We start from the raw sequence: 26,451 nt of genomic DNA, 5'->3' as shown, positions 1-26,451 counted from the left end.
ATGCTTAATACATTAGAAAACCTAATAAAACTTGCAAGAGACAGAAAATCTTCCCCAGTTGAAGGTTCGTATACTAATAAGTTGCTTACAGACAAATTATTAAGCAAGGCAAAGGTCTTAGAGGAAGTTAATGAATTGATAGAGGCAGTAGAGGAAAATTCAAACAAAATTCATGAAGCCGCAGATGTATTTTACCATTTGCTAATGTATCTTGAGGCAAATGAAATAAAAATTGAAGAGGTAATGTCAGAGCTAGAAAAAAGAAAAAAATGAGTTACGACAATAACAATATCTTTGCAAAAATTTTACGTGGTGAGATACCTTGCAATAAAATTTATGAAGATGATTTTGTTTTGTCATTTCATGACATTAATCCACAAAAAAAAATTCATGCTTTAGTTATTCCCAAAGGGAAATATATTGATTTAGATGATTTTAGTTTGAATGCCACATCAGAAGAGATGGTTGGATTATTAAAAGGCATTAATATAGTTGCTAAAAAGCTTGGTATTTCAACAGAAGTAGGTCGGGGCTATAGAGCTTTAGCAAACATCAGTGATTATGGTGGACAAGAAGTACCACATTTACATTTTCATCTGTTTGGAGGTGAAAGAGTAGGAAAAATGGTTGAGTGACTAAGGAAGTTAAAAGAAATTATTTAGAAATAAACTCACTTCAAGATCTTAAAGAAAGAAATAAGCCCTCAGAAGATTATTCTTTAAGTTTAATTGATCCAATTAATTTTCAATTAAATAAATTTTTTTATAAAACTATTGGAAAAAATCACAAATGGATCGATAGATTGTCTTGGTCAGAGGAAAAATGGATAACTTACGTTTCATCTGAAATGGTCAAAACATATGTATTTAAATTTAAAGATGATTTAGTTGGTTTTTTTGAATTAATTTTTCATCCAGAAAAAAATGAAACTGAAATTGCTTATTTTGGTATACTAGAAGAATATCAAAATAAAAAATTGGGTTCCTATTTATTATCTGAGGCCATTAAAAAATCTTTTGAAAATAAAGTTAATCGCGTCTGGGTTCATACATGCTCTTTAGATCATAAAAATGCATTAAGTAATTATATTTCAAGAGGAATGAAAATATTTAAAACTGAAATTTTGAATATTTAATTTTGAATAGGTATTTTAAAAAGATTCTTTGAAAGCACTCTATTTTTTCTTATTGAGCTAAGAAAAGTAATATTAAAATTTTGATAAATATCAGTATTTTGCCAACCAACTAAATCATAAGTTTGTTTATCAAAAAAAATATTAATTTCGTTATCTCCTTCTTTAATTGTAAAATTAATTAGACTATTATCAACAATTCTTTCTTCAAGATCATAAATTTTATCTATTAGAAAATTTTTATCTAAAATTAAATTTAAAGCAGTTTTTTCTAATGGATATCTATAATAGCTGGTCCTTGTTTTTATTACTAAAGATTTTCCATTTGAAACCAAAATTTTATTATTACTTCTCGCGTACTCACAAAAGATTTTTTTTTGATACTCAATGGTACAGTTTCCGTTTTCTATTTTGCCATTAACATTTTGCTCGAATTTAAAATCAAGATTTTTTGTATCTTTCAAATTTTGTATTATTTTTTCTTTGATCTCAGCATTTGAGATAGAGCTAGATACAAATAAATAAAATATTAGAAAATATCGTAGCATTAAAGCACGTCTCTTTTGCCTACATGATTTGCTTTACTAACAATCCCATCTGACTCCATCATGTCAATAATTCTTGCTGCTCTATTGTATCCAATTTGAAGTTTTCTTTGTAAAAACGAAGTAGACGCTTTACCTTCAGACCTAATTATATCCAAAGCTTGTTCGTAAAGTTCATCTTTCTCACCTTGATTTTGACTATCACCAATTTCTTTTTCATCAGCGAAATTTAAAATTTCATCAACATAATCTGGCTCTGCTTGTAATCTTAAAGAATTATTTACTTTTTCTATTTCGCTGTCAGATACAAATGGTGCATGAATTCTAACTATACGATTAGCCGAGGACATGTATAACATATCTCCTTTTCCTAACAATTGTTCAGCCCCTTGTTCTCCAAGAATTGTTCTACTGTCTATTTTAGAAGTTACTTGGAAAGATATTCTTGTAGGAAAATTAGCCTTAATTGTTCCTGTAATTACATCAACACTAGGTCTTTGGGTAGCCATTATAATATGGATTCCTGCTGCTCTTGCCATTTGAGATAGTTTTTGAATATAATTTTCAATTTCTTTACCAGCAACTAACATTAAGTCAGACATTTCATCAACTACTACTACAATATAAGGCATTGGAAGTTTGTGTTTAGCATTGTAACCATCAATATTTCTGACTCCTTCTTTAGTCATTAATCTATATCTGCTCTCCATTTCCTTAACCACCCAGCCAAGCACTGAAGCTGCTTTTTTTGCTTCTGTTATAACTGGGCACAGTAAATGTGGAATTCCTTCGTAAGTAGACAACTCCAACATTTTGGGATCAATTAAAATGAATTTACATTTATCAGGAGTATGTCGGTAAAGAAGTGATAAAATAATTGTATTGATACATACTGATTTACCAGATCCCGTAGTTCCGGCTATCAGCAAATGTGGCATTGATGACAAATCACCAATTATCGGGTTACCAGATATACTTTTGCCAAGTGCGATAGGTAATTTGATATCTTTTTTTTTAAAATCACTATTATTTAAAATTTCACTTAAATAAACATTTTCCCTTGAAATATTTGGAAGCTCAATACCGATAGTATTACTTCCTGGTATGGTAGAAATTCTTGCAGATTCTGAACTTGTATTTCTTGCTATATCATCTGATAGGTTGATAATTTTAGAAACTTTTACGCCAGCAGCAGGCTCAAATTCATTAAGTGTCACCACAGGTCCATGACTTACTTTTTTAATTTTACCATTAACCCCAAAATCTAATAGGATTTTTTCCAAAAAGTCAGGATCATTATTTTCATTTTTTTCAGATCTCCCCCCCTCTTTTTTGGTAGGTATTTTTAATAATTCTAAACCTGGGAGTTTAAATTTAATTTTACTATCTTTTTTATTCTCAGCTTTTATAAAAGGTAAATCTTCTTGTATCAGATTTTTAATTTCATCTTGTGGTATATATTCATTTATTATTTCACTTTTATCAGTGTAATTTTTTTCTTTATTCTTTTTAAATAAACTTAAAGATTTTAATATTAATTTATAAAATTTAAATGGATTAAAATTTATACTTTTCAGGAACAAGAATAAAATTAAAATAATTAAAAAGTAGTATGATATTTCACTGTTTATAAGTAAGATTTGATTTAAATAAGTCTGATTAAGAAAAACACCTATAAAACCGCCATTACCATTTATATAAAGTGTAAATGCATCAGAATAATAATGAGTTAAAAAAAGAGACCCAAAAATACAATAAAGTACAGCAAAGAAAATGTTTTCAATAATTAAAATAAATTCTTTACTTCTTAATAGATTAATACCAGTAACGATAAATGTTAAAGAAATTAGATAAGCAATTAATCCAACAGATTGAAAAAACAGATCAGAAACAAAACTACCCTTAAAACCAAAAAAATTTTTTATTTCTGTATTATCTGGAAAAATAAAATTTGGATCTTCAGGTGAGTAGGTAAGTAGTGCTACAAATAAAGCTAAACCTAAAAGCAGGAGTAGCAATCCAGCAATCTCAGCTAACCGCCTACTTGTAAAATCAATGAATAAATTAGCTGTTTTTTTAATATTCATATATATGAATCAATTATACCACTTTGTATCATCTAATTTTTGTTGTTAAAATTAAAAATAATATGAGAGTTTGTATTCTTGGCAATGGTTTATCGAGCTTAACTTTAGCAAAATCTTTAGTTAATCAAAAAATTTATGTAGACGTTTTATATCCTAAAAAAAAATCTTTAGTAAATAAAACTCGTACAATCGGTATTTCCAAAAGTAATGTAGAATTTTATAATGAAAAAATAATTAATATTGAAAAAATTATTTATAAATTAAACAAAATAGAAATATACAGCGATAATTTAGAAAAACAAAAGTTAATTAATTTTGGAAACAATAAAGATCATTTATTTTCAATTGTCAAAAATCATAAACTTCAAGAAATTTTAGAAAAAAATCTATTTCGTAGCAAGTATTTTAGAGAAATTAATTATAAAAAAAAAATAAACTACTCCAAGGATTATGATTTAGTTTTTAATACTGATCAAAATAGCCAGATTACAAAAAAATATTTTAATAAAAAAATTGAAAAAAAATACAATAGTGTTGCTTATACTACAATTTTAAATCATGAGAGAATTTCAAATAACGTTGCTGTACAAATATTTACAAAAAATGGTCCTTTAGCTTTTTTGCCTATTTCAGATTATGAAACATCAATCGTTTATTCTATTAACAATCATTTGAAAAGTGAGAAAGAAGTTAATAATTTGATTAATACTTATAATTCTAAATACACTTTAAAAAAAATAAACAAAATTAATTCTTTTGAGCTGCATGGGTTAAGTTTGAGATCGTATTTTCACAAAAATATTTTGGCATTTGGAGATTTGCTCCACAGAATTCATCCTCTTGCAGGACAAGGTTTTAATATGACAATAAGGGATATAAAAATTTTAAATGATATTATTCAAAAAAAAATTGATCTTGGTTTACCTTTGGACTCAACATTAAACACAGAATTTGAAAATAATCAAAAGCATAAAAATTATATATTTTCTACAGGCATTGATTTAATTCATGAATTTTTTAATTTCGAGAGAAAGACTAAAAATAATTTTTTGAGTAAATCCATAAAATATTTTAATAAAACTCCAAGTATTAGTAAAATTTTTACAAAAATTGCTGATAAAGGTCTTTTATTTTAATTAGTCTCTATTGAAGTGTGGTATTTTCGTAATTATCAAAAATGTAAGTTTTAAGAATTTCTGCAATTTTATTTTTTCTAATATCTAAGTTTTTTGCTTCAAGTAAGATTTGTTTTTCTTCAAGTGAAAATGGTGATGCCATAGCTAAAGCATTAATTGTCTCATCTAAACTTTGCTTCTCCAACGCTTTCCAATTTATAATAAAACCTCTTTTTTCAAATAAAGATTTTAGATCTTTGAAAATTAGTTCAAGATCAGAAAAATTTAGTTTTTCTTTTTCATCACTTAAATCATTTGAATAATCATTATAGTCGACCTCTACACTTCTATATTTTTTATCTGTATTTACTTCATTTATAATTTTAAATCTGATTTTTCCTTTTAATTCAATTAGATAACGACCATCCTCAGTTTCTCTAAAACTTGTTATTTTTCCAAGGCAACCCACATCATGTAATTCAGGCACACCATTTTGATCTTTAGAATTTTTCGGCTGGACCATTCCTATTAATTTATTTGATTTCATACTATCATTAACCATATCAAGGTATCTTGGTTCAAAAATATTTAATGGCACTGTAGTATTAGGGAAAATAATAAAGTTACTGAGTGGAAACACTGGAATTATTTTTGGAAAATTGTTCATTTTTTATTTTATAATATATTATTAAAAAAAACTTAAATGATATTTTGGATAGCCTCATATCCCAAAAGTGGGAACACATGGTTAAGAGCATTGTTGTCATCATATTTTTATTCAGAAGAGGGCTTTTTCAATCAAGATTTACTTAAAAATATCGATCAATTCCCTGAAAAAAGACATTTTAGCGATTTTAATTATGATCCTAAAATAGTAACTGATACATCTAAATTTTGGATTAAAGCTCAGGAAAAAATAAATTTAAACAATGAGTTAAATTTTCTCAAAACCCATAATATTTTAGGATCAATCAATAACAGTAATTTTACAAATAAAAAAAACACTATTGGTGCTATTTATATTGTGCGGGATCCAAGAAATGTATTAACCTCTTTACAAAATCATTATGAATTATCTAAAGATGAAGCTTTGAAATTTATGCTAAATGAAAAAAAATACATTCACGATTATCAAACAAAAAATGATTTTAGTGATTTTCAATTTATAAGTTCCTGGGAGAAAAATTATCAGTCTTGGATAAATCAAAAAATTTTACCAGTAAAATTAATTAGATATGAGGATTTAACTGTTAATACCTTAGATGTTTTAAAAGAAATAATAGAGTTTATTCAAAATACTCTTCAAGAAAAAGAAGACTTTAATTTTTTAAAAGCTCAAAATGCTGTTAAATCTACTAATTTCGAAAATATGAAAAATATGGAAAAAAAAAGTGGTTTTTTAGAGTCTGTTTTGTCAAAAAATGACATCAAAAAAATTCCTTTTTTTCATTTAGGACCAAAAAATGATTGGAAAAGCATATTTGATAAAAGCTACCAAAATAAATTAAATTCAATTTTTGAAAATAATTTAAAAGAATTAAATTATTTAAAATAAAAATTTCCTCTTATTGCTTGCATTTATAAAAACCGCTAACTATAATGTTTTTAAAATAAGCGGGCATAGCTCAGTGGTAGAGCGTCTCGTTGCCAACGAGAAGGTCGAGGGTTCGACCCCCTTTGCCCGCTCCAAAAAAAATTATGAGTGATTTAGCAAATAAAAAGTGCGTACCATGTGAAGGAAATATTCCTCCTTTTAATGCTGACGAAATACATAAATATTTAAAAAAAGTTGATGGTTGGGAAGTTTTAGAGGATAAAATTGATGGTTTTCATTTAATAAAAAGTTTTAAATTTGATAACTTTTTAAAAAGTCAGGAATTTGTAAATAAAGTTGGAGAAATAGCTGAGTCTGAGGGTCATCACCCAGATCTATGGTTTGGATGGGGTTATGCTAGAATTAAAATATTCACACATGCAATTAAAGGTCTAGCAGAGAGTGATTTTATTCTTGCTGCAAAAATAGATCAAATATCTAATGCCTAAAGTGTCTTGTCTTTGAAAAAACAAGCACGGTATCAGTTTCATTTGCAAAGTTAATTATTTCTTTATCTCTTATTGATCCAGATGGCTGAATTACTGCTCGAACACCAGATTGAACTAATTTTTCAATACCATCCACAAAAGGAAAGAATGCATCTGATGCAGCAACTAAGTTATCGTTCTGAAGATTAAATTTTTTCATTTTATTTATTGCTATTTGACAACTATCCAATCTACTTGGTTGACCAGAACCAATACCAACGGTTGTTTCGTTTGATGCTAAGACTATTGCGTTTGATTTGACATATCTGCATACATTGAAAGCAAAAATAAGATCTTTAAGTTGTTTTGATGTTGGTTTTCGTTTTGAGACGATTTTAAAATTTTTGGTTGAAAATAAATTTAAATCTTCTGACTGTATCATTATATTTTGGTTGAATGATACAAATTTAAGAAGTTCTTCTGATGTATAATTTGTTCCGTCAATTAACCTTAAGTTTTTTTTAGCTTTTAATATTTTGATAGCGCTACCTTCAAATCCATTTGCAATAATCACTTCTAAAAATAATTTATTTAGTTCTAAAGCTAAATTTTTAGTAATTTTAAAATTACAAGAAACAATTCCACCAAAAGCACTAACGGGATCACAAGAAAGAGCAGATTTATAACTCTCTAAATGATCATTTTTAGTAGAAACTCCACATGGATTTGCATGTTTAACTATGACTGTTCCTTTACCTTTTGGTAAAGATCTTGAAATAGTTAGAGCACTAAATATGTCATTGTAATTATTATAACTTAGTTGTTTTCCATGAATTTGTTTTAAATATGTATTCGAACTATTTGAATAGATTGCACTTTGTTGATGAGGATTTTCTCCGTATCTAAGTTGTTCTGTAAGATTTCCATGCAAAATTTTTTTCTTAGGGAAAATAGTGTTTGTTTTTTTATTGAAATAGTCTGAAATAACAGAGTCATAATAAGCTGTTTCTGAAAAAGCTATACTTGATAGCTTTTCTCTAAAACTTAAGGAAGTGGATCCTTTGAACCTTTTTAATTCTTCAATTAATTCCAAATACTGATCTGAGGAAGTTATTACAGTCACATCATTATAGTTTTTAGCTGCGGACCTAACCATTGTGGGACCACCTACATCAATATTTTCTATAATTTTTTTATGGTTTTTTGTTTTTTTAAGAGTGTTCTCAAATGGATAAAAATTAACAACAACCAAATCAATATTCTCAAAACCATTATTTTTTAGATCTTTTAAGTGAGATTTTTTCTCTCTTTTATTTAAGATCCCTGCATGGATTTTTGGATGAAGAGTTTTTACTCTACCCTCTAAAATTTCAGGTGAATTGGTAAAATCAGACACTTCTAAACAGTTAAATTTTAATCTTTTAATTTCTTTATATGTACCACCAGAGCTAATTATTTTAATTTTATTTTTTTTTAAAATATTTAATAACGGTTTTAAGTTACTTTTATCAGACACAGAAATAAGAGCCGTCTTGATTTTTTTCTTCATTATAATTTATTGATCTCCCACTTTATTATTTGCTCTTTTTCATTATTTATTCCTGAGATAAAAATATTTTGGTTTTCTTTATATGAATTTTTATTACCGAAATATAAACCATTATCAATATTAATATCAAAGTTATCACAACTAAACTTCCAACCTTCCTCATCTAATTCGATTAGTATAGATTTGTTATCTTGAGTTTTCATCACTTTTGAGCTTGGATTGAGATGAAATCTAATATCAAATTTAATTTCCTTATTAGGTGTTTTTCTAAATAACTTATCATAACCAATAAATTTCATTTGCTCTGGATAAAACTCAATCTCTCTCTCATAATTTGTTCCAAACTTAATTAAATATCCATCATGTGTACCTGATACTTTCCAATAATTATTTTCAAAAACTACATTTTTTTTTGATACTTTCAGCCCTCTATCAATGACTAAACCTTTTTGATGCTTAGCAAAATTACAAGAAGAATAATCTTCAATTGTTAAAGCACAATGAAGAGAAGTACTTTTTGATAATTTATTAAATTTATTATTTTTATCTGAGTAATAACCAGCATTTGAAATTAATTTTTTTTCATTTGAAAATATTTCAAATGATAAAGCACCTGCTTGGTAGTCTTCGGAAAAAGTTTTATTAGGACTAGAACCAATATCAGTTGCAAGAATTATTTTTTTATTTTTAAGAATTGCGTATCCACCAAGTTCATTAATTTGGTTTTTGAAAGTATAACCAAACCTTTTTAAATATTGATCAAATTCTCTATTTTCAGAAGAAAAATTACCATTAAAAAAAATATCCTGCTTTATATTTTGCCAAATGAAAGCGTAACTTGAACCTAAATAATAAATAGTCTCATCAATATATTCAGGAATTAAGCTCTGAGATTCTTTAAACCATTCTCTAATAATTATAAAGTATTTTAAATAAAATATAAGTTGTCGAATATTTCTTGATTTTGGAAAGCCTTGATTATCAATTGAGAATTTAATGATATTTTTTAATAAATTTAATCCATTTAAAAGATATTGTTTTTCATTTTTGTAAGCTAATCCAGTTAAAATGATTGCAGCGCATCCAATCATTTTATTTTCTACCTCTTTTGAGTTTTTGATTTCATTTAACAAATGATTAGTTTGTTTTTGAATCATATGATCAAAAGTAGATTTATATTCTTGGTCACTATCTTCGTAAGTAAGTTGATGATTTGATAACCATGAAATAATTCTTTTTGCTGTCAAATCAAATTCCCAACTTCTTTTTTGATATTTACTGTTATTTGAAATCCAATTTTTTATAACTGTTTGTGTAGTCTTTTTGGAGGATTTTAAATCTAAACTAAAAAACCAAAAAAAATTATTTAATTTTTCGTAATCCTTAGGACTTAATTTGTTTTGCCAAATTGACTCGATAGCAAAATCCTCAATTTTATATTTTTTACTTTGGTATTTAATTATAGATGAAAGTAAATGAGGACTAGGTTTATATTCAAAACTATTTAAAAAAGTTTTTGATATTTTTTTTTCGTAAAAATTTGAATTTTGATAAATTGATTTAAAGCTATCTCTTACATTAAAATAAAATTGACCTAAAATGCCTAAGGAATTTGTATTAATCATTAACTTATTTTAATTTTAATAAATTAATATTTTTCTTTATATCTCCATCATTACTTTTGAACACCGTAGTACCGGAGACAAGAATGTTTGCACCAGCATCAATTGCACTTTTGCAGTTATCAAAATTGATTCCACCATCAATCTCTATGTCAAAATCTAAATTTTTTTGCTCTCTTATTTTTTTTAATTCTTTGATTTTATATAAAACTTCTGGCATAAATTTTTGGCCGCCAAATCCAGGATTTACACTCATAATTAACACTAAATCTATTTGATCTAATAAATCTAATATTAAATCAATTTTAGTTTCAGGATTAAGCGAAACTCCAACTTTTTTATTTTTTTCTTTTATTTTTTTAATTGAATTTTCTAAATTATCAGTTGCCTCAGGATGAATAGTAATAATATCTGCTCCTGCATCAGCATAAGCATCTATATATTTATGCACTGGTGAAATCATTAAATGAACATCAAATTTTAATGAACAATGTTTTCGAAGAGCTTTAATTACTGGAGGTCCTATTGTTAAATTAGGAACAAAATGACCATCCATCACATCCACATGAATCATATCAGCCCCACCTTCTTCAAGTCTTTTTATTTCTGACCCTAACTGACTGAAGTCAGCTGATAAAATTGATGGAGAAATTTGTATATTTTTCATTGATTGCTAGATTAACTAGTATCAATTTTAAAAATTAAAATGAATTAAAAAATTGATAAATTTGTCTAGAAATTTCACTCTCTAAAGGAAATGATAACATTCCCATCACTGAATAACCTAAGATCCAAGGCATCAGATAAAATCTGATCATGTAAAAGAACCAAGCAACGTATAGAGGCACCAGTGGCCCAATAATAAATGATGGTGTTATTGGTTTAAATAATTTTATTAGAGGATTGGTGTATTTTACAAATACTCTCATGAAAAAGAATTGTGAGTCTTCTCTTTGAAAAATATTCATCGCTACTCTTCCAATAAGAGTCCACATGATGATCCCGAGCAAATAATCTATAAAATATATCAAAGGATGAAAATTTGCTGACATTTAAAATTTATATTGGAAAATGTATTTAAATAAAAGGGGCGAAATTAATCGCCCCTTTAAAAGATTATTTAGTGTGATTTACCAAGAATTGTTTTACCACTTGGTACACGTACTTCATCAACCATTTTTTGAGTAGCTTTATCTGGTTCTGCAGTCATTAAACTAACTACTACCATTAAAACTAAACTAACAGCTGATCCGAAGATACCAAATGTTAACTGTGTAATTCCTAGGAATCCGCTTCCACCAGTTCGTACCCAAACTAAGTACCAAGCACCGGCGATTAGACCACCTAGCATACCAGCAATCGCACCTTGTCTATTAGCTCTCTTCCACCATACACCAAGTACAAGTGGGAAGAACAATCCAGACATCGCAAAATCAAAAGCCCAAATAACTGAACCTAAGATTCCTTGAATCTCCATTGCTGCAATAGTTGCTCCAGCAAAACCAATTACCACAAGTAATACCCTTGCAACAACTAGTCTTTTTGCAGTTTCCGCTTTTGGATCAATGATTTTATAGTAAACATCATGTGATATAGCGTTTGCAATCGCTAGAATCAAACCATCTGCAGTAGACATGGCAGCTGCCATACCTCCAGCAGCAACTAAACCTGAAATTACATAAGGTAATCCAGCTATCTCTGGAGTTGCTAATACAACGGCTTTACCACCCATGAAGAACTCATTTAATTCTAGAGTTCCATTTCCGTTAAAGTCGCTGATAAACATTAGGTTTGCTTGGTTCCAGTTTTGGTACCAATCTATCGCTTCCACTTCTGCAAATGTTTTACCGATAATACCAGTTGGTAAATTCGGATCGATCAATGACAACTTAGATAGTGTAGCTAACATTGGAGCAGAAGAGTAAAGTAGGAAGATAAAGAATAATGACCAACCTACTGATTTTCTAGCTGCTTTTACACTTGGAGTAGTAAAGTATCTCATCATAACGTGCGGTAATGAAGCTGTTCCCATCATCATCGCTAATGCTAATGAAATAAATGCCCAAGGTGTAGCGTTAACTGCAGAGTGAGCTTTAGTTATTCCTGCTAAGCCTTTAGGTACTGATTTTAGATCAGCAGCAGCGTTTTTAACAAACCCATACTGTTGCTCTAACTCACCAATTCTAGCTACTTCATCAGCTAACATAAAGTGAGGAAAGAAACCTGCACCCATTTTGTTACTGATCCAGAATACTGGAAGTAAGTAAGCTATAATTAGTACAATATATTGTGCAACTTGTGTCCAAGTTACCCCTCTCATACCACCTAACATTGAACATAATAAAATACTTATTAGTCCAATATAAACTGCGTATTGGAATGGGATATCAAGTGCAACAGATGCAATAGTACCTGTAGCGTTAATTTGTGCAGTCACATAAGTAAATGAAGCAACAGTTAAAACTACCACTGCGCTAAATCTAGCTAAATTACCACCGTATCTAGTACCTATAAAATCTGGAACTGTATAACAGCCAAATTTTCTTAAGTATGGTGCTAATAAAGATGCAACAAGCACGTAACCACCAGTCCAACCTACAAGTAGTGCCATATATCCATAACCTTGAAAGTAAATACCACCTGCCATTGCAACGAATGAAGCCCCAGACATCCAGTCTGCTGCAGTCGCCATTCCGTTGAAGACCGTTGGTACTTGCCTTCCAGCTACGTAATACGCATCTGCTTGGGCTGTACGTGATAGGTAACCAATTAATGCATAGATGAATACAGTAAATGCAACGAAAGCAATACCTATTGCTTTTGCAGACATACCCATCTGTTCAGCAATTGCCATGATGATTATGAAACCTATAAATCCTCCTGTATAGATTCCGTAAACTCTAGGCAAGTTGTCTATAAAATTACCTTTAATCATTAGTCGTCCTCTCTTTCGCTAAAGCCGAACTCCTCATCGATTTTTTCTTGTCTATTCGCAAACCAGAAAATCAGGATTACGAAAGCACCAAGAGATCCCTGACATGTAAACCAATATGTCCATGGATAACCGAAAGGTCCTGTGACCTCGTTCATTTCAGCTCCAAAGAGAAAGATGCCAATTGAGAAAACAAACCATATTGCCAACGTTATAAATAACAATGACCTGGTTTTTTCCCAGTGTTTTTGTTGATTTGACATTTATACCTCTCTATTTAGTTATAACTGGGTAAAACCATAACCATTATGAGAGGTTTGAAAACCCTAAAAATTGATCATATTAGGTACTTATTTACTTACTTTTTTAAGATATAATTGGCGCAGTCAATTAAAATCATGGCAAAATATAAATTAACTTGGAAAGATTTAAAATTTGATGATTTTAAAACATATTTGTTTGCCATGTTTAAGGCGTTTATACCAAAGAAAAAAATTAAAAATTTAGATGACCTTGAACAATTTATTCAAACAAAATCTGCTTGGGTCACTCAAGTTACTTTATATAATTATTTAAAAACTCGTATGGGAACGAGATATGTTCTTCATTTTGATAACGATGAGTTTATGTCTTCGGTTAATCTTGCGAAATGGAATATTTATTCGGTCTCATTACAAGACTTAACTTTTTATACATTTTCATATTTAAAGGTAAATTTTAATTTTCAAGAATTAGAAAAAACAAAAGAGATTTTTAATAAAATATTAGATGATGAAATTTCGAACAATATGCCTCAAGATATTATCGAAGAAGCTAGAAAAAATTTTGATGAAAGATTGGAGAAAATTAATTGGGAAATTTATTATAAAGACTTACCTTTTAATCCTAGTGCACTTTCGTTATATAAGTGGGCTCCTATAGCAGAAGAATTAAAAACTTTAGATCGTAAGATTGTTTTAAACTCTATGATTTTAAAGTGGGATGTTATTAAACAAGAGTTTAATGATTTAATTCAGTTTTAAATATTTTTTCTATTTTCAACCAAACTATCTACAACACTCGGGTCTGCTAGAGTAGTTGTATCTCCTAGTTGACCATGTTCATTTGCAGCAATTTTTCTTAGAATTCTTCTCATTATTTTTCCAGATCTTGTTTTTGGAAGTCCTGGAGTGAAATGAATAAGATCTGGAGTTGCTAGAGGTCCTATTTGTTTTCTTACCCAAAGCTTAAGATCTCTCTCTAGTTCACCAGTTTCGGTTTCTCCAGCGTTTAAAGTAACATAACAATATAAACCATTCCCTTTAATATCATGAGGGTAACCAACTACAGCGGCCTCCGCTACTTTTGGATGTGCAACAAATGCACTCTCAATTTCAGCGGTTCCTAGGTTGTGTCCTGAAACAATAATTACATCATCTACACGACCTGTGATCCAATAATAACCGTCTTTATCTCTTCTACATCCATCACCTGTAAAATATTTTCCGTTGAATTGAGAAAAATATGTATCGATAAATCTTTGATGATCTCCATATACTGTTCTCATTTGGCCAGGCCAAGATTGGGCTATACAAAGTCTTCCTTCACCCGCACCTTTTATCTCTTTGCCGTTTTTATCAACAAGGACAGGCTTAATTCCGTAGAAAGGTTTTGTTGCAGAACCAGGTTTTAGAGGAATAGCCCCTGTTTGAGGAGCAATCATTATCCCTCCTGTTTCGGTTTGCCACCAAGTATCTACAATTGGGCATTTAGAATTACCTACAGTTTTATAATACCACATCCAAGCCTCTGGATTTATGGGTTCTCCCACTGTTCCTAAAAGCTTAAGTGATTTTCTAGAAGTTTTTTTAACTGGTTTATCTCCCTCACGCATCAAAGCTCTTATTGCTGTTGGAGCTGTATAGAATGTATTTACTTTATATTTATCTACTATTTGCCACCATCTAGAACTATCAGGATAATTTGGAACTCCTTCAAACATGATAGTAGTGGCACCATTTGCTAGGGGTCCATAAATAATATAACTATGTCCAGTTACCCATCCAATATCTGCTGTACACCAATAAATATCTTTAGGTTTATAATTAAAAATATATTGATGGGTCATTGATGCGTAAACCATATAACCACCCGTCGTGTGAAGAACTCCTTTTGGTTTACCTGTAGAACCTGATGTATATAAAATAAACAAAGGATCTTCAGCGTTCATTTCCTCTGGTTCACAGTGACTAGGAACACCTTTAATTAAATCATGGTACCAAACATCTCTACTTTGATCCCAGTTGATATAGTTGCCTGTACGTTTGACAACAATACATTTTTTGACATTTGGACAACTCATTAGAGCTTCATCAACAGTATCTTTAAGAGGAATCATTTTTCCACCTCTAACGCCTTCATCAGCAGTTATGATGTATTCAGACTCGCAATCATTAACTCTTCCTGAAATAGAATCTGCTGAAAAACCTCCAAAAATAATTGAATGGACTGCACCAATTCTTACACAAGCTAACATTAAAATTGCTAACTCCGGTATCATTGTTAAATAAATTGTTACTCGATCTCCTTTTTTAATTCCCAATTTTTTTAAACCATTTGCTGCTTTTGAAACTTTTTGGTGAAGTTGTTTGTAAGAAATTTTTTGACTATCTTTCGGATCATCTCCCACCCAAATAATAGCAGTTTTATCTTTTTTATCTTTTAAATGTCTATCAATACAGTTTGCTGAAGCATTTAAAGTACCATCTTCAAACCATTTAATTTTTACCTCTTTTGTACTGTATTTTACATCTTTGATTTTTTTATAAGGTTTTATCCAAGTAATTCGTTTTCCTTCTTTTCTCCAAAATTCATCATTACTCTTTATAGATTGAGAATATTTTTGCTGATATTTACTTTTGTTTGCTAAGCTACTTTTAACCCATTCAGGTTTTGTTTTAATAATAATTTCAGGAGGTGTATTTCCATTTTCTTTTTTTGCTTTAATTCTTTTTTTTGGTTTTTTAGAAGATTTTTTTCTAACTTTAGATCTTCTCTTCACTTTTTTTGAGGTTTTTTTTCTAACCTTAGACTTTTTTTTTCTTACCTTGCTTTTCTTCTTCTTTTTTTTTGGCATAGGATAATTTTTTTTTTAAATCTTACTCATGTTATTTATAATTTTCCAGCTTTTATAATCAACAGGCATTACAGAAAGCCTACTTTGCTTTATCAGAGCTAAATGGCTTAAATCCTTATTTTTTTTAATACTTTCGAGCGTTATAGGCTTTGAAAATTTAGACTTAAATTGAACAGTAACGGCAACAAATCTTCCTGTTTTGTCTGTTTTATCTATATACGATTCTTTAATAACTTTTACTATTCCAACTATCTCTTTTCCTATGTTTGAATGATAAAAAAAACATAGATCTCCTTTACTCATACTTTTTAAATTTTTTGCAGCTTGATAATTTCTGACACCATCCCAAGGTGCACCTTTAATTCCAGCTTTTTTTTGTTGGTCAATTGACCAAACATCTGGTTCAGATTTCATCAACCAATATTTCATTACAATTGAACTCCGGCACCTTTGAGAAAAGCTGCATCTTCATCTAAAGGCCATCTAGGTTTTGCTGGATAATCTAGATCATCAAATTGATTTATTTTAAATTTTTCCAAACCTACCATTGCAATCATTGCTGCATTATCTCCACAAAACTCTATAGGTGGAAAAATACTTTTATAATTATTTTCTTCACATAGATTAATTAACATAGACCTAATTTTTTTATTTGCTGCAACTCCTCCAGCAACAACGAAAATTTTTTCATTTAATTTATTTATTTTTTCAAATTCAGTAAAAGCAATCTTTGTTTTTTTATATAAAATTTCCTCAATTGTTTTTTGAAAAGATGCTGCGAGATCATATTTATCTTGTTCTGATTTAATTCTTTTGCTTATCTTCAACACGGCAGTTTTTAGACCTGCAAAAGAAAGATTGCATCCTCCTTTGCTGAAAATTGGTTTTGGTAAATCATATTTTTCTGGATCACCTTTTTTAGCTAAAATTTCTATTTGAGGTCCTCCTGGAAATTCTATTCCTAAAAGCTTTGCCGTTTTGTCAAACGCCTCACCTAATGCATCATCAATAGTTGTTCCTAATCTTTTATATTTACCAAGGTTTTGAACACTTAAATATTGTGAGTGCCCGCCTGAAATTAAAAGAAGTAAATAAGGATAATTTAAATTTGTATTTAGTTTTGGACTTAAAGCATGTCCCTCTAAATGATTGACAGCAATAAAAGGTTTATTCGTTGCTGTTGCGAAAGCTTTACCAAAACTTAACCCAACTGATAAACAAACAATTAATCCAGGACCAGCGGTAGAAGCAACCGCATCTATTTCCTCAATTTTTCTTCCACTTTCATCAATAGCTTTTTTGACAATCCAATCAATTTTTTCAATGTGTGAACGTGCTGCTAGTTCAGGAACTACACCACCAAACTCCCTATGAACCTCCACTTGGCTAGAAACAATGTTGGATAAAACTACTGGGAAACCTTCTTCATTTTCAGTTATTAAAGAAGCTGCTGTTTCATCACAACTAGACTCTATTCCAAGAATTAAGGGTTTTTTGCTCATTCAAATAGTTTTTAATAATTGTACAATCTTTATACAAGTAAGAAATAATTTTTTATGAGAAAAAAAATAATAATTGGATCTAGGGGTAGCAAGCTTGCCTTACTTTATGCTCAACAAGCTAAAGATAAGATTATTGAAAATACCGACCTTGGTAATGAAGATATTTTAATTAAATCAATTACAACTAAAGGCGACGAAGTACAGGATATAAGATTATCTGAGGTTGGTGGCAAAGGTTTATTTTCTAGTAATATTGAAAAAGAACTTCAGTCAAAAAATATTGATATCGCAGTTCATGCGCTGAAAGATATGCCTGCTAATGAGACAGAAGGATTAAGAACAGATTCCTTTCTTGAAAGAAATGACCCTAGGGAAATTTTAATTACAAAGGATAAAAAGAAACTCAAAGACTTAGATGAAAAGTCAATTGTTGGAACCTCATCATACAGAAGAGAATTTCAAATAAAAAAAATTAGACAAGATTTAAACTGCAAACTAATTAGAGGAAATGTAGATACTAGAATTAGAAAATTAAATGAAGGACTGTATGATGCAATTATATTATCTTATGCAGGTATCAAATTTTTAAAATTTGAAAATGAAATCTCTGAAATTTTTTCTGCTGAAGAAATAATTCCTAGCGCAGGACAGGGCGTAATTGCTCTTCAGTGCAGGGAGAATGATGACGATACAATTTCTATTTTAAACAAAATTAATCATGAGGAAACACATAAAAGAGCTCACCTTGAGAGAAATATTCTAAAAATTTTAGATGGAGATTGTGAAACAGCAATTGGAGCTCATTCAGTGGTTGATGGGGATAAGATTATAGTGGAGGCTGAACTTTTTTCTTTAGATGGCAAACAAAGGTTTTATGCAAAAAAAGTTGGTAATTTGAATCAATTTAAAGAACTTGGTAAAGAAGTTGGAATACTTTTAAAAACAAAATCAAATAATTCATATAAAAGATAATATGCATATTTTGTTAACTAGACCGCTGGAGGATTGCTCTGAAATGATATTAAAATTTCAATCATTAGGACATCAAGTTTCTCATCTTCCATTAATAAGAATTGAAAAGGTTAATTATGAAGAAATTAACTTTTCTGAATATGGTGGAATTGTTTTTACTAGTGCAAATGCAGTAAAATTTTTAAACACAGTAAAATTAGATAAAAATATTAAATGCTTTTGTGTTGGAAACGCTACAGAAAACAAAGCAAGAAGTTTTGGTTTTCAAAATACAATTGCGGCTGAAGGAAATGTTACAAACTTAAAAGAGTTAATTATACAAAGTTACGAGTCCAAAAAGAAAGAATTACTTTACGTTAGTGGTGAAACAATATCGGTTGATTTGGATCAACAGTTATTAAGCGAAGGTTTTAAGGTAAAAAGAATTATTAATTACAGAGTAGATCATAATCAAAAATTTGATGAGAAATTTGTTAATGAATTAAAATTAAATATGCCTGATATGGTCTATGTTTACTCTCAAAATAGTGCGTCAAGTCTCTTAAATTTCATAAAGATTTACCAAACCGAAAATTTATGGATGAATACAAATTTAATGTGTATAGGCGAAAAAACCTCGTCAATACTGAACGAAATCAAATGGAAAAAGATTTTTCTTTTTAACCCTGGAGAAGAAGAGTTTTTGTTATATAAAATTTAAAAATGGAATTAATTAATAATTTTTCGGAAATATTTTTATCAGTATGGAATAAAGGAATTCTTGGTGTTGATATTTTTCAAATCTTAATTGGTATTGGAATATTTTTACTATTCTTAATTTTTAGAGGCCTAATAAGCAAATTAGTTATTAAAAAATTAGAAATTATCTCGAAAAGAACAACGAATAAATTAGATGATACTTTTGTTCAATCACTTGTAGGTCCAGCAAGATTTTTACCAATTGTATTAGGATTTTTTATTGCAAGCTACTACATGACTTTCTCACTAGAAGGAAGAGAAGTGGTAGATACAATTAATAGAACGTTGATCACTATTTTAATTTTTTGGGTAATTCACCAAATCATAGAACCAATCTCATACATACTTAGTGGTTTAGACAAATTGTTAACAAGAGAACTTATTGGCTGGATAATTAAATCACTAAAAATTTTAATTTTTATTTTAGGTTTAGCTGCAGTTTTAGAATTGTGGGGAATTAAAATAGGTCCAATCATTGCAGGTCTAGGATTGTTTGGTGTTGCTGTAGCATTAGGGGCACAAGATTTATTCAAAAATTTAATATCAGGAATTTTAGTTTTAGTTGAAAAGAGATTTAAAATTGGAGACTGGATATCTGTCGAGGGTATTATTGAAGGTGTAGTAGAAAAGATTGGATTTAGATCAACAACAATTAGAAAGTTTGACAAATCTCTTGCTATTATTCCAAATTTTCAATTTGCCGAAAACGCAGTTGTAAATGTAAGTGAAACTTCAAATTGGTTAATCAGTTGGATTATTACACTTCAATACGACACTACGGTAGATCAGTTAAAAAAAATTAGAGATGAAATCGAAAGTCATATTAATTCAAGCGAAGATTATAATACCTCAATTGGTGTTGCGGTAAGAGTTGATAAATTTTCTGATAGTTCAATAGATATGTATGTAAGATGCTTTACAAAAACAGGAAGTTGGAATGATTGGCTTGATGTAAAAGAAAGATTAGCAATTGCGATAAAAGAAATTGTAGAAAAAAATGGTGCTTCATTTGCTTTCCCAAGTCAGTCGATTTACGTTGAGAAAAAATGATAGCTATTTTTTATCTAGTTTTACAAATTTTAAAATTGTATTCTTATGTTGTAATAGCCAATGTTATTGTAAGTTGGTTAATAGCTTTTAACGTTCTTAATACTCAAAATAGGTTTGTGTATGCAATTTTAGAGTTGAGTTACAAATTAACCGAGCCTTTCCTGAATAAAATTAGACGTTTTTTACCAAATTTAGGTTCACTAGATATTTCTCCAATCATTCTTCTTTTATTGATTTGGTTTATCGAAATGTGTATGAAGCTGTACATTGCACCAATGATTTTTTAAGAGATAAATATGATTTTAATTGACGGAAAAAAAGCAGCCGCAGAATTAAGAGCAGAGTTAAAGGAAGAAGTTGCAGAGTTAAAATCAAAACATAATAAAGTTCCAGGTTTAACAGTTATACTGATTGGTGATTTAACACCAAGTCAGATTTATGTAAGAAATAAAGAAAAGTCAGCAAATGAGGTAGGATTAAAATCTGAAGTTATTAAATATCCAGACTCAGTTGAAGAAAAAACTGTTTTAGAAAAAATACAAGAATTAAATAGTGACGAAACTGTTTCAGGAATTTTAGTTCAACTTCCTTTACCTAAGCACATTGATAAGCAGAAGGTTATAGAAGCTATTGATCCCTCAAAAGACGTAGATGGATTTCATCCAATGAATGTAGGCAATCTTTCATCTGGTTATGAAAGTTCGGTACCTTGTACTCCGCTTGGATGTTATTTGTTGATAAAAAAAATTGAACCTAATTTAAGTGGTAAAAAAGCTGTGGTTGTGGGTAGATCAAATTTAAATGGTAAACCAATGACACAACTTCTTTTAAAGGAAAATTGTACTGTAACTATAACTCATTCAAAAACTAAAGATTTAAAAGCTGAATGTTTAGAGGCAGATATAATTGTTGCAGCTGTAGGTATACCCGAACTTGTTAGAGGAGATTGGGTTAAGAAAGATGCTATTGTTATTGATGTTGGTATAAATAAAACTGATAACGGTATAGTTGGTGATGTTCATTTTGATGAAGTTTCAAAAAATGCAAAAGCACTTACTCCAGTTCCTGGCGGTGTAGGTCCAATGACCATTGCTTGTTTGCTTAAAAATACGATCGACTGTTTCAAAAGATCGCAAATTTAATAATTAAACCATAAGCTGTAATCTGTTAATTTATTAGGATGAAAAAACCTAAGCGACCGTACAGATTTGGTATAATTTTTTTGCTTCTTACTGTTCCGCCTATTGGGGCAACCCAGCTAGGTTGGTATTTGCATGACAAGCAAACTGGTTTTGATTATGGTATGATTGTAGGTACAGTATCAGTAATATACGCTGCATATTTAATGTATGAAAAAAACTGGCGTGAAGAAGATGAAGATTAAATTATGGAAAAAATAATTTTTTTTGGATTGGTCATTCCTATTATGGCTTATGTTTTATACTTAGGTGGAATGGCAATTATGAATGGATTTAAATCTAAAGAAGCTAATAGAGCTGAGAAAGAGAAAGCTGAAAGTGAGGGTAGGGAGACAAGCGAAACTTCTGATGAACAAAGCAGCAATTTAAGTGATGAACTTACTAAATTGAATGATTTAAAAGAAAAAGGAATTATTTCTCAAGAGGAATTTGAAAAGGCGAAAAATAAACTATTAAATAATTAAATAGTTTAATCATGTTTAATGGTTTTAAAAAAAAATTTGTTAAAGTAAGCAAGGGTAAAATTTTTTGTAGATTTAAAGGTAACGGTCCCCCCTTATTATTACTTCATGGATATCCCCAAACACATGTGATGTGGCACAAGACTGCCCCAGAGCTTAGTAAATATTTCACTGTAATAGTTGCTGACCTTAGAGGATATGGAGATAGTTTGGTTTTACCTGGTGGTACTAATCATAAAAATTATTCTAAAAGAGAAATGGCTAAAGATATGGTTCAATTGATGAGTAAATTAAATTTTAAAAAATTTTTTGTTGCAGGACATGATAGAGGCGGGAGAGTTGCACATAGAATGGCAAGAGATTATAGAAATAAGATTATGGCTTTAAGTGTATTAGATATTTGTCCAACTCTAGATATGTACGAGCATACTGATATGAAATTTGCAAAAGGATATTTTCACTGGTTTTATTTAATACAGCCAGCACCTTTACCAGAGAAAATGATAATGGCAGATCCTAAAAGATGGTTAAAAAGTCGTTTTAATAGGTCATCAAAACGTGCGATTGGAAAAGTTGAAGATGAATATTTTAGAGCCTTTAAACAAAAAAAAAGAATTCATGCAACTTGTGAGGATTATAGGGCTGCGGCTACTATAGATTTAGAGCATGACAAAAAAGACAGAAAAAAAAAATTAAACATTCCTATACAAGTTTTGTGGGGTAAAAAGGGAGTTGTTGGAACGCAATTCAAATCAGTTAAAATTTGGCAAAAATACACAAACAAAAAAGTTTATGGAGCAGAAATTAATTCAGATCATTTCATTCCAGAGGAGAGTCCTAAACAAACGATTAATCACTTAAAAAAANTTTTTTTTAAAAAATGTTAAAAATAATTCCAAATAAAAAAAATATTGGAGCTGAAATAATTGTAAATTTAAAAGATATTACGCATAAAGATATTTTAAAAATTAAGAAAGCACTGAATAAATATGGAATGTTGTATTTTAAACAACAAGAATTAACCTCTAAATTTTATATTCAGTTTGCGAAATATTTTGGAAAATTAGCCAACTATCCAAGACTGAAAGGTTTAAATAAAAAATTTCCTCAAATTACTGTGGTGCAAAGAAAATCAACTGATAAAGGACCAAGTTTTGGTGAACAATTTCATACAGACTCGATTTATACAAAAAAACCACCAAGATTTACAATGTTGCTTTCTAAACTTGTGCCAAAAAAGGGAAAAGCTAATACAGAATTTTGTTCTCAATATCTTGCTTATAAAGAATTACCAAGTCCAATAAAAAGAAAATTTAAAAATATTAAAGGTAAATATTCCTCTGAGGGTCCAATCTCGGTTACAACAAAAGAAAGAGTAAAAGAAAAAGGAAAAAAAATTAAAGAGCTTAAATCTTCACATAAAATAATTAGAAAAATCGGCACAAATTATTCGATTTATTGTAGCCCAGGACATTTTGTTGGTTTTAGTTCAAAGATAAAAAATCAAGAAAAGTTAAAAAAATTTTTATTTAATCATCAAATTAAGAAGAAGTTTCAGTTTTCATTGCCTTGGGAAAAAAATCAATTGGCTATATGGGATAACAGATCTATGCTTCATCAGGCAACACCCTTCAAGGGAAATAGAATTATGCATAGAATAACAATTAAATAATTTATGTTCACAATTTTTTTAGGACTTACTCCATTTATATTTATTACTTTTTTAGGGTTTGTATTTGGTAAGTTGAAAGTCTTAGACCTTAGTCATGCTAAAATTTTAAATCTTTTCTTGTTCTATATTGCAGTCCCAGCGTTGATAATTAAGCTAATAGCACAAAATGAAATTGGACAAGTGGATTTCAAACAAATTTTCTCTTATTTAATTATGCAATCGATATGTGGAATTATCGCCTACTTAATTACTTCAAAATATTTTAAAAGATCAATCCCAGAGTCAATTATTTGGGCTTTAACAGTTGCATTATCAAACCACGTGACTTTGCTTTTGCCAATAACAGAAATTTATTTTCAACAAAATGTAATTACACAAGTTGCAAGTATTATATTAATGGATGGGATAATTTTATTATCTGTAATCGCTTTTTTCCTCGAATTATCTACAAAAAAAAACGTAAATTTATTTAATTTTATTAAAAATTTATTTTTAAACCCATTTATTCTTTCAATAATTATAGGTCTATTATTTTTATTATTAAATTTTAATATTTATCAAACTCCGATCGAATACACTTTGTCTAAACTTGCAGCATGTGTTTCGCCAGTTGGATTGTTTGCAATTGGTATAACTCTTTCATTTTATACTAAAAATGTAATTAACAAATTATCCGTATCTATTTCAGTTTTAAAATTAGTTATTTCCCCGATAATTTTATTGTTAATTGGATTAGTGTTTTTTAATGCAGGATTGCCAGCTGAGATACCAGGTGCTTTCTTTGTGAGTGTTGCACCTTGCGGAGTTACTTCTATAGTTTTATGTGCCGCTTATAATGTAAGTCCCGAAAATATAATTAAAGCAATTTTTGTTTCTACATTTGCTTCTATAGGGACTATATTTTTTGCAATTAAGTATTTAACTCTATAACAATTTATTTAGAGGACTAACTTCTCCAATTTTAAAAATAATTGCATCTTCTTTATCAAATCCATATTTTTCAGCACTATCTTTAAATCTAATTGGGGGTTCCATAATCGGCTCTAATGACAAAACAAATGTTCCCCAATGCATTCCTAATACTTTTTTACTTTTTAGGTCTTGTGCAACATTCAGGGCTTCCTCTGGCGTAGTATGATATATAGTTTTATCAAACATTGGTTTGAAATTATAAGCCCCAATATTAATCATTGTCAGATCTATAGGACCATATTTTTCACCTAGTTCTTTGTAGATTTCCCCATATCCAGTGTCACATGCAAATAAAATTTTTTTATTTTTATGTTCTATTAAAAAATTACCCCACAAAGTTTTATTAGTGTCTGTTAAACTTCTCTTTGACCAATGAACTGCAGGAAGTAAAGAAATTTTCAAATCCTCATTTATAATTATTTGATCATACCAATCCATTTCATTTACATCTTTATATCCTTTGAAATATTTACCGAGGTTTAATGGCGTCAATACTTTTGCACTCTTGAAAGGAAAATTTCTAATTGTTGACATGTCCTGATGATCATAATGATTATGAGTAAGTAAAAATATATCCGTTTTAGGTATCTCATTTAATTTTATTGCAGGATCAGTAAATCTTTTTGGACCAAAGATTAGTGGTCCAGCGTTCTTTGAAAATACAGGATCTGTTATAATTGTAGTTCTACCTAATTTTATAAGATATGTCGCGTGACCTATCCAAGCAATATAATCATTATCTTTATATTTTTCTAAATCAGCTAATACTTTTTCTTTTTCAATCACATGTTCTTTTGGATAAGATAAATCAACTTTTTTTCTTAATTTACTGAAAGTTCTATAAGAAAATTTTCCTGATCTGGATATTATTACTGGAGATCCTTTTGGATTCCTGAAAGTACCATCAGGTAAATGATGATAAGGTCTTTCTTTCATATTATTTTTTTTTCTCCATTAACCACAAACTGTTTCCCGCAAGAAAATATATTTTTCCATTAACTGGGTGAACTTGTATATCTCTTATTCTTCCAATTTTATCTTTGAAAATAACTGTTTCTTCAATCTTTGATGAATTTTTAAAGTTTAATTTTCTCATTGATTTATCTTTTAAAGAAGTAATGAGCGCTTCGCCATCCCATTCATTAAATTCTTTTCCCTTATAAATAGTTATGGCACTTGCAGCTATTGAAGGTACCCAGTATTGGATTGCCTTAGTAAAACCTGGTTTCCATTTAGGTCCAATCTTTGAGCCTGAATAATTTGTGCCACCCCAACCTAAAATTTTCCAACCATAATTTTCTCCCTTTTTAATCTCACCAAACCAATCACCACCTTTTGCACCATGGTTGCTTGCATAAATTTTTCCATCAAAAGAGGAATAGGTTAGACCTTGAGGATTACGAACACCAATTTGATAAATTTCTGGTAACCAATCTGATTTACCATCAAACTTAGGGTTATCTTCTGGAATACTACCATCTAAATAAATTCTGATAATACTTCCAGGATGGCTAGTCGGATCTTGAGCAATCATACCACCACCTCTTTCACCAGCAGATGCAAAAAGATAATTGTCTTTTATAGCCAGTCTTGAACCGAAATGATAACCAGATTCTATTGGTGGTTCAGCTTGAAATATATTTTTGAAATCTAAATTTTTTTTATTTAATTTAGCTTTTGCAATTGATGTACTAGTTTTCCAGTCTCCTCTATTTTCTGAATAAGAAATCCATAAGTAATTATCTTTGTAAATAATATCTAATAAA

At 29.4% G+C, this 26,451-nt stretch carries 31 protein-coding genes and 1 tRNA gene; 18 read left to right on the top strand and 14 right to left on the bottom strand.

Features of this window, described 5'->3' with window-relative positions:
- Genes hisE through ACTTBL_RS05265 form a run of 3 tightly spaced genes read left to right on the top strand, consistent with a single transcriptional unit; the run spans position 1 to position 1,135 of the window.
- Complete coding sequence (gene hisE, locus ACTTBL_RS05275) at positions 1–273, top strand: phosphoribosyl-ATP diphosphatase (protein WP_440643923.1); 273 nt, start codon at positions 1–3, stop codon at positions 271–273.
- Positions 270–635, top strand: a complete 366-nt coding sequence (locus ACTTBL_RS05270) for an HIT domain-containing protein (protein ID WP_440643922.1) — start codon at positions 270–272, stop codon at positions 633–635. The genes hisE and ACTTBL_RS05270 overlap by 4 nt, the downstream gene beginning before the upstream one ends.
- Complete coding sequence (locus ACTTBL_RS05265; protein WP_440643921.1) at positions 632–1,135, top strand: GNAT family N-acetyltransferase; 504 nt, start codon at positions 632–634, stop codon at positions 1,133–1,135. Before ACTTBL_RS05270 ends, ACTTBL_RS05265 begins: the two co-directional genes overlap by 4 nt.
- Here the strand turns inward: ACTTBL_RS05265 and ACTTBL_RS05260 are convergent.
- On the bottom strand, positions 1,132–1,680 hold the full coding sequence (locus ACTTBL_RS05260) for a LolA family protein (RefSeq protein ID WP_440643920.1): 549 nt from the start codon (positions 1,678–1,680) through the stop codon (positions 1,132–1,134). The genes ACTTBL_RS05265 and ACTTBL_RS05260 overlap by 4 nt on opposite strands.
- Complete coding sequence (locus ACTTBL_RS05255; RefSeq protein ID WP_440643919.1) at positions 1,680–3,764, bottom strand: DNA translocase FtsK 4TM domain-containing protein; 2,085 nt, start codon at positions 3,762–3,764, stop codon at positions 1,680–1,682. Before ACTTBL_RS05255 ends, ACTTBL_RS05260 begins: the two co-directional genes overlap by 1 nt.
- 23 nt (positions 3,765–3,787) lie before the next feature.
- On the opposite strand from ACTTBL_RS05255, the gene ACTTBL_RS05250 reads away from it, so the two are divergent.
- Complete coding sequence (locus ACTTBL_RS05250; RefSeq protein WP_440643918.1) at positions 3,788–4,900, top strand: FAD-dependent monooxygenase; 1,113 nt, start codon at positions 3,788–3,790, stop codon at positions 4,898–4,900.
- A 7-nt stretch (positions 4,901–4,907) separates the two neighbouring features.
- Here the strand turns inward: ACTTBL_RS05250 and ACTTBL_RS05245 are convergent, their stop codons facing one another.
- Positions 4,908–5,546 (bottom strand): LON peptidase substrate-binding domain-containing protein, encoded by a 639-nt coding sequence (locus ACTTBL_RS05245; RefSeq protein ID WP_440643917.1) that lies wholly within the window; start codon positions 5,544–5,546, stop codon positions 4,908–4,910.
- A 36-nt stretch (positions 5,547–5,582) separates the two neighbouring features.
- Here ACTTBL_RS05245 and ACTTBL_RS05240 point away from each other — a divergent pair, with 36 nt between their 5' ends.
- From ACTTBL_RS05240 to ACTTBL_RS05230, 3 genes are all read left to right on the top strand, one after another.
- The gene (locus ACTTBL_RS05240) at positions 5,583–6,434 is read left to right on the top strand and encodes a sulfotransferase domain-containing protein (protein WP_440643916.1); all 852 of its coding nucleotides are present in this window, start codon (positions 5,583–5,585) and stop codon (positions 6,432–6,434) included.
- Positions 6,435–6,493: 59 nt separating this feature from the next.
- A tRNA-Gly gene (locus ACTTBL_RS05235) sits at positions 6,494–6,568 on the top strand.
- A gap of 9 nt (positions 6,569–6,577) precedes the next feature.
- Complete coding sequence (locus ACTTBL_RS05230; RefSeq protein WP_440643915.1) at positions 6,578–6,922, top strand: 4a-hydroxytetrahydrobiopterin dehydratase; 345 nt, start codon at positions 6,578–6,580, stop codon at positions 6,920–6,922.
- Here ACTTBL_RS05230 and purH read toward each other — a convergent pair.
- The 6 genes from purH to ACTTBL_RS05200 form a co-directional block, all read right to left on the bottom strand.
- Positions 6,912–8,450 (bottom strand): bifunctional phosphoribosylaminoimidazolecarboxamide formyltransferase/IMP cyclohydrolase, encoded by a 1,539-nt coding sequence (gene purH, locus ACTTBL_RS05225; protein ID WP_440643914.1) that lies wholly within the window; start codon positions 8,448–8,450, stop codon positions 6,912–6,914. The two genes, ACTTBL_RS05230 and purH, sit on opposite strands and share 11 nt — an antisense overlap.
- Positions 8,450–10,075, bottom strand: coding sequence for a heparinase II/III family protein (locus tag ACTTBL_RS05220; RefSeq protein ID WP_440643913.1), 1,626 nt, complete (start codon positions 10,073–10,075; stop codon positions 8,450–8,452). Before ACTTBL_RS05220 ends, purH begins: the two co-directional genes overlap by 1 nt.
- 4 nt (positions 10,076–10,079) lie before the next feature.
- Positions 10,080–10,739 carry a ribulose-phosphate 3-epimerase gene (rpe, locus tag ACTTBL_RS05215; protein WP_440643912.1) on the bottom strand — a complete coding sequence of 220 codons (660 nt, stop codon included), beginning with the start codon at positions 10,737–10,739 and terminating at the stop codon, positions 10,080–10,082.
- Between the two features lie 34 nt (positions 10,740–10,773).
- On the bottom strand, positions 10,774–11,124 hold the full coding sequence (locus tag ACTTBL_RS05210; protein ID WP_072090963.1) for a hypothetical protein: 351 nt from the start codon (positions 11,122–11,124) through the stop codon (positions 10,774–10,776).
- 68 nt (positions 11,125–11,192) lie between these two features.
- The gene (locus tag ACTTBL_RS05205; RefSeq protein ID WP_440643911.1) at positions 11,193–13,007 is read right to left on the bottom strand and encodes a sodium:solute symporter family protein; all 1,815 of its coding nucleotides are present in this window, start codon (positions 13,005–13,007) and stop codon (positions 11,193–11,195) included.
- Entirely contained in the window at positions 13,007–13,267 is a 261-nt protein-coding gene (locus tag ACTTBL_RS05200; protein ID WP_440643910.1) for a DUF4212 domain-containing protein, read from the bottom strand. The genes ACTTBL_RS05205 and ACTTBL_RS05200 overlap by 1 nt, the downstream gene beginning before the upstream one ends.
- A gap of 135 nt (positions 13,268–13,402) precedes the next feature.
- Here ACTTBL_RS05200 and ACTTBL_RS05195 point away from each other — a divergent pair, with 135 nt between their 5' ends.
- Positions 13,403–14,026 (top strand): esterase, encoded by a 624-nt coding sequence (locus tag ACTTBL_RS05195; RefSeq protein WP_440643909.1) that lies wholly within the window; start codon positions 13,403–13,405, stop codon positions 14,024–14,026.
- Here ACTTBL_RS05195 and acs read toward each other — a convergent pair.
- The 3 genes from acs to tsaD are packed head-to-tail and all read right to left on the bottom strand — an operon-like array spanning position 14,023 to position 17,621.
- Positions 14,023–16,119, bottom strand: a complete 2,097-nt coding sequence (gene acs, locus ACTTBL_RS05190; protein ID WP_440643908.1) for an acetate--CoA ligase — start codon at positions 16,117–16,119, stop codon at positions 14,023–14,025. The two genes, ACTTBL_RS05195 and acs, sit on opposite strands and share 4 nt — an antisense overlap.
- A 15-nt stretch (positions 16,120–16,134) precedes the next feature.
- The gene (locus tag ACTTBL_RS05185) at positions 16,135–16,548 is read right to left on the bottom strand and encodes an EVE domain-containing protein (protein ID WP_440643907.1); all 414 of its coding nucleotides are present in this window, start codon (positions 16,546–16,548) and stop codon (positions 16,135–16,137) included.
- Positions 16,548–17,621, bottom strand: a complete 1,074-nt coding sequence (gene tsaD, locus ACTTBL_RS05180; protein WP_440643906.1) for a tRNA (adenosine(37)-N6)-threonylcarbamoyltransferase complex transferase subunit TsaD — start codon at positions 17,619–17,621, stop codon at positions 16,548–16,550. The genes ACTTBL_RS05185 and tsaD overlap by 1 nt, the downstream gene beginning before the upstream one ends.
- Positions 17,622–17,675: 54 nt before the next feature.
- On the opposite strand from tsaD, the gene hemC reads away from it, so the two are divergent.
- From hemC to ACTTBL_RS05130, 10 genes are all read left to right on the top strand, one after another.
- Positions 17,676–18,593, top strand: coding sequence for a hydroxymethylbilane synthase (hemC, locus tag ACTTBL_RS05175; RefSeq protein ID WP_440643905.1), 918 nt, complete (start codon positions 17,676–17,678; stop codon positions 18,591–18,593).
- A 43-nt stretch (positions 18,594–18,636) separates the two neighbouring features.
- Positions 18,637–19,293, top strand: a complete 657-nt coding sequence (locus ACTTBL_RS05170; protein WP_440643904.1) for a uroporphyrinogen-III synthase — start codon at positions 18,637–18,639, stop codon at positions 19,291–19,293.
- A gap of 2 nt (positions 19,294–19,295) precedes the next feature.
- Entirely contained in the window at positions 19,296–20,381 is a 1,086-nt protein-coding gene (locus ACTTBL_RS05165) for a mechanosensitive ion channel family protein (RefSeq protein WP_440643903.1), read from the top strand.
- The gene (locus tag ACTTBL_RS05160; RefSeq protein WP_023854572.1) at positions 20,378–20,668 is read left to right on the top strand and encodes a YggT family protein; all 291 of its coding nucleotides are present in this window, start codon (positions 20,378–20,380) and stop codon (positions 20,666–20,668) included. Before ACTTBL_RS05165 ends, ACTTBL_RS05160 begins: the two co-directional genes overlap by 4 nt.
- 9 nt (positions 20,669–20,677) lie before the next feature.
- The gene (locus ACTTBL_RS05155; protein WP_440643902.1) at positions 20,678–21,523 is read left to right on the top strand and encodes a bifunctional 5,10-methylenetetrahydrofolate dehydrogenase/5,10-methenyltetrahydrofolate cyclohydrolase; all 846 of its coding nucleotides are present in this window, start codon (positions 20,678–20,680) and stop codon (positions 21,521–21,523) included.
- 38 nt (positions 21,524–21,561) lie between these two features.
- Positions 21,562–21,765 (top strand): hypothetical protein, encoded by a 204-nt coding sequence (locus ACTTBL_RS05150; RefSeq protein ID WP_440643901.1) that lies wholly within the window; start codon positions 21,562–21,564, stop codon positions 21,763–21,765.
- A gap of 3 nt (positions 21,766–21,768) precedes the next feature.
- Positions 21,769–22,044: an SHOCT domain-containing protein gene (locus ACTTBL_RS05145; protein ID WP_440643900.1), complete on the top strand. Its 276-nt coding sequence runs from the start codon at positions 21,769–21,771 to the stop codon at positions 22,042–22,044.
- A gap of 11 nt (positions 22,045–22,055) precedes the next feature.
- Complete coding sequence (locus ACTTBL_RS05140) at positions 22,056–22,928, top strand: alpha/beta hydrolase (protein ID WP_440643899.1); 873 nt, start codon at positions 22,056–22,058, stop codon at positions 22,926–22,928.
- Positions 22,922–23,713: a TauD/TfdA dioxygenase family protein gene (locus ACTTBL_RS05135; protein ID WP_440643898.1), complete on the top strand. Its 792-nt coding sequence runs from the start codon at positions 22,922–22,924 to the stop codon at positions 23,711–23,713. Before ACTTBL_RS05140 ends, ACTTBL_RS05135 begins: the two co-directional genes overlap by 7 nt.
- Positions 23,714–23,716: 3 nt before the next feature.
- Complete coding sequence (locus ACTTBL_RS05130; RefSeq protein ID WP_440643897.1) at positions 23,717–24,643, top strand: AEC family transporter; 927 nt, start codon at positions 23,717–23,719, stop codon at positions 24,641–24,643.
- Here the strand turns inward: ACTTBL_RS05130 and ACTTBL_RS05125 are convergent.
- Both ACTTBL_RS05125 and ACTTBL_RS05120 read right to left on the bottom strand, forming a co-directional pair.
- Positions 24,638–25,621 (bottom strand): MBL fold metallo-hydrolase, encoded by a 984-nt coding sequence (locus tag ACTTBL_RS05125; protein WP_440643896.1) that lies wholly within the window; start codon positions 25,619–25,621, stop codon positions 24,638–24,640. The genes ACTTBL_RS05130 and ACTTBL_RS05125 overlap by 6 nt on opposite strands.
- Position 25,622: 1 nt before the next feature.
- A partial coding sequence (locus ACTTBL_RS05120) for a PQQ-dependent sugar dehydrogenase (RefSeq protein ID WP_440643895.1) occupies positions 25,623–26,451 on the bottom strand: 829 nt, incomplete at its 5' end.

Origin of the sequence: Candidatus Pelagibacter sp. HIMB123 (assembly GCF_052048195.1) — a bacterium.
Classification (GTDB): Bacteria; Pseudomonadota; Alphaproteobacteria; order Pelagibacterales; family Pelagibacteraceae; genus Pelagibacter.
Note: the sequence above shows the minus strand (reverse complement) of the source record. Positions and strands in the feature narration are given on the sequence as shown.

What these genes read in the sequence shown, in the direction of transcription:
- ACTTBL_RS05260 (WP_440643920.1), bottom strand. Translation starts at nt 1,680, where the DNA reads ATGCTACGATATTTTCTAATATTTTATTTATTTGTATCTAGCTCTATC.
- ACTTBL_RS05130 (WP_440643897.1), top strand. Translation starts at nt 23,717, where the DNA reads ATGTTCACAATTTTTTTAGGACTTACTCCATTTATATTTATTACTTTT.
- ACTTBL_RS05270 (WP_440643922.1), top strand. Translation starts at nt 270, where the DNA reads ATGAGTTACGACAATAACAATATCTTTGCAAAAATTTTACGTGGTGAG.
- ACTTBL_RS05150 (WP_440643901.1), top strand. Translation starts at nt 21,562, where the DNA reads ATGAAAAAACCTAAGCGACCGTACAGATTTGGTATAATTTTTTTGCTT.
- ACTTBL_RS05145 (WP_440643900.1), top strand. Translation starts at nt 21,769, where the DNA reads ATGGAAAAAATAATTTTTTTTGGATTGGTCATTCCTATTATGGCTTAT.
- ACTTBL_RS05155 (WP_440643902.1), top strand. Translation starts at nt 20,678, where the DNA reads ATGATTTTAATTGACGGAAAAAAAGCAGCCGCAGAATTAAGAGCAGAG.
- ACTTBL_RS05240 (WP_440643916.1), top strand. Translation starts at nt 5,583, where the DNA reads ATGATATTTTGGATAGCCTCATATCCCAAAAGTGGGAACACATGGTTA.
- ACTTBL_RS05205 (WP_440643911.1), bottom strand. Translation starts at nt 13,007, where the DNA reads ATGATTAAAGGTAATTTTATAGACAACTTGCCTAGAGTTTACGGAATC.
- purH (WP_440643914.1), bottom strand. Translation starts at nt 8,450, where the DNA reads ATGAAGAAAAAAATCAAGACGGCTCTTATTTCTGTGTCTGATAAAAGT.
- ACTTBL_RS05195 (WP_440643909.1), top strand. Translation starts at nt 13,403, where the DNA reads ATGGCAAAATATAAATTAACTTGGAAAGATTTAAAATTTGATGATTTT.
- ACTTBL_RS05165 (WP_440643903.1), top strand. Translation starts at nt 19,296, where the DNA reads ATGGAATTAATTAATAATTTTTCGGAAATATTTTTATCAGTATGGAAT.
- ACTTBL_RS05245 (WP_440643917.1), bottom strand. Translation starts at nt 5,546, where the DNA reads ATGAACAATTTTCCAAAAATAATTCCAGTGTTTCCACTCAGTAACTTT.
- hisE (WP_440643923.1), top strand. Translation starts at nt 1, where the DNA reads ATGCTTAATACATTAGAAAACCTAATAAAACTTGCAAGAGACAGAAAA.
- ACTTBL_RS05185 (WP_440643907.1), bottom strand. Translation starts at nt 16,548, where the DNA reads ATGAAATATTGGTTGATGAAATCTGAACCAGATGTTTGGTCAATTGAC.
- ACTTBL_RS05230 (WP_440643915.1), top strand. Translation starts at nt 6,578, where the DNA reads ATGAGTGATTTAGCAAATAAAAAGTGCGTACCATGTGAAGGAAATATT.
- ACTTBL_RS05160 (WP_023854572.1), top strand. Translation starts at nt 20,378, where the DNA reads ATGATAGCTATTTTTTATCTAGTTTTACAAATTTTAAAATTGTATTCT.
- acs (WP_440643908.1), bottom strand. Translation starts at nt 16,119, where the DNA reads ATGCCAAAAAAAAAGAAGAAGAAAAGCAAGGTAAGAAAAAAAAAGTCT.
- ACTTBL_RS05125 (WP_440643896.1), bottom strand. Translation starts at nt 25,621, where the DNA reads ATGAAAGAAAGACCTTATCATCATTTACCTGATGGTACTTTCAGGAAT.
- rpe (WP_440643912.1), bottom strand. Translation starts at nt 10,739, where the DNA reads ATGAAAAATATACAAATTTCTCCATCAATTTTATCAGCTGACTTCAGT.
- ACTTBL_RS05200 (WP_440643910.1), bottom strand. Translation starts at nt 13,267, where the DNA reads ATGTCAAATCAACAAAAACACTGGGAAAAAACCAGGTCATTGTTATTT.
- tsaD (WP_440643906.1), bottom strand. Translation starts at nt 17,621, where the DNA reads ATGAGCAAAAAACCCTTAATTCTTGGAATAGAGTCTAGTTGTGATGAA.
- ACTTBL_RS05170 (WP_440643904.1), top strand. Translation starts at nt 18,637, where the DNA reads ATGATATTAAAATTTCAATCATTAGGACATCAAGTTTCTCATCTTCCA.
- ACTTBL_RS05210 (WP_072090963.1), bottom strand. Translation starts at nt 11,124, where the DNA reads ATGTCAGCAAATTTTCATCCTTTGATATATTTTATAGATTATTTGCTC.
- ACTTBL_RS05220 (WP_440643913.1), bottom strand. Translation starts at nt 10,075, where the DNA reads ATGATTAATACAAATTCCTTAGGCATTTTAGGTCAATTTTATTTTAAT.
- hemC (WP_440643905.1), top strand. Translation starts at nt 17,676, where the DNA reads ATGAGAAAAAAAATAATAATTGGATCTAGGGGTAGCAAGCTTGCCTTA.
- ACTTBL_RS05135 (WP_440643898.1), top strand. Translation starts at nt 22,922, where the DNA reads ATGTTAAAAATAATTCCAAATAAAAAAAATATTGGAGCTGAAATAATT.
- ACTTBL_RS05255 (WP_440643919.1), bottom strand. Translation starts at nt 3,764, where the DNA reads ATGAATATTAAAAAAACAGCTAATTTATTCATTGATTTTACAAGTAGG.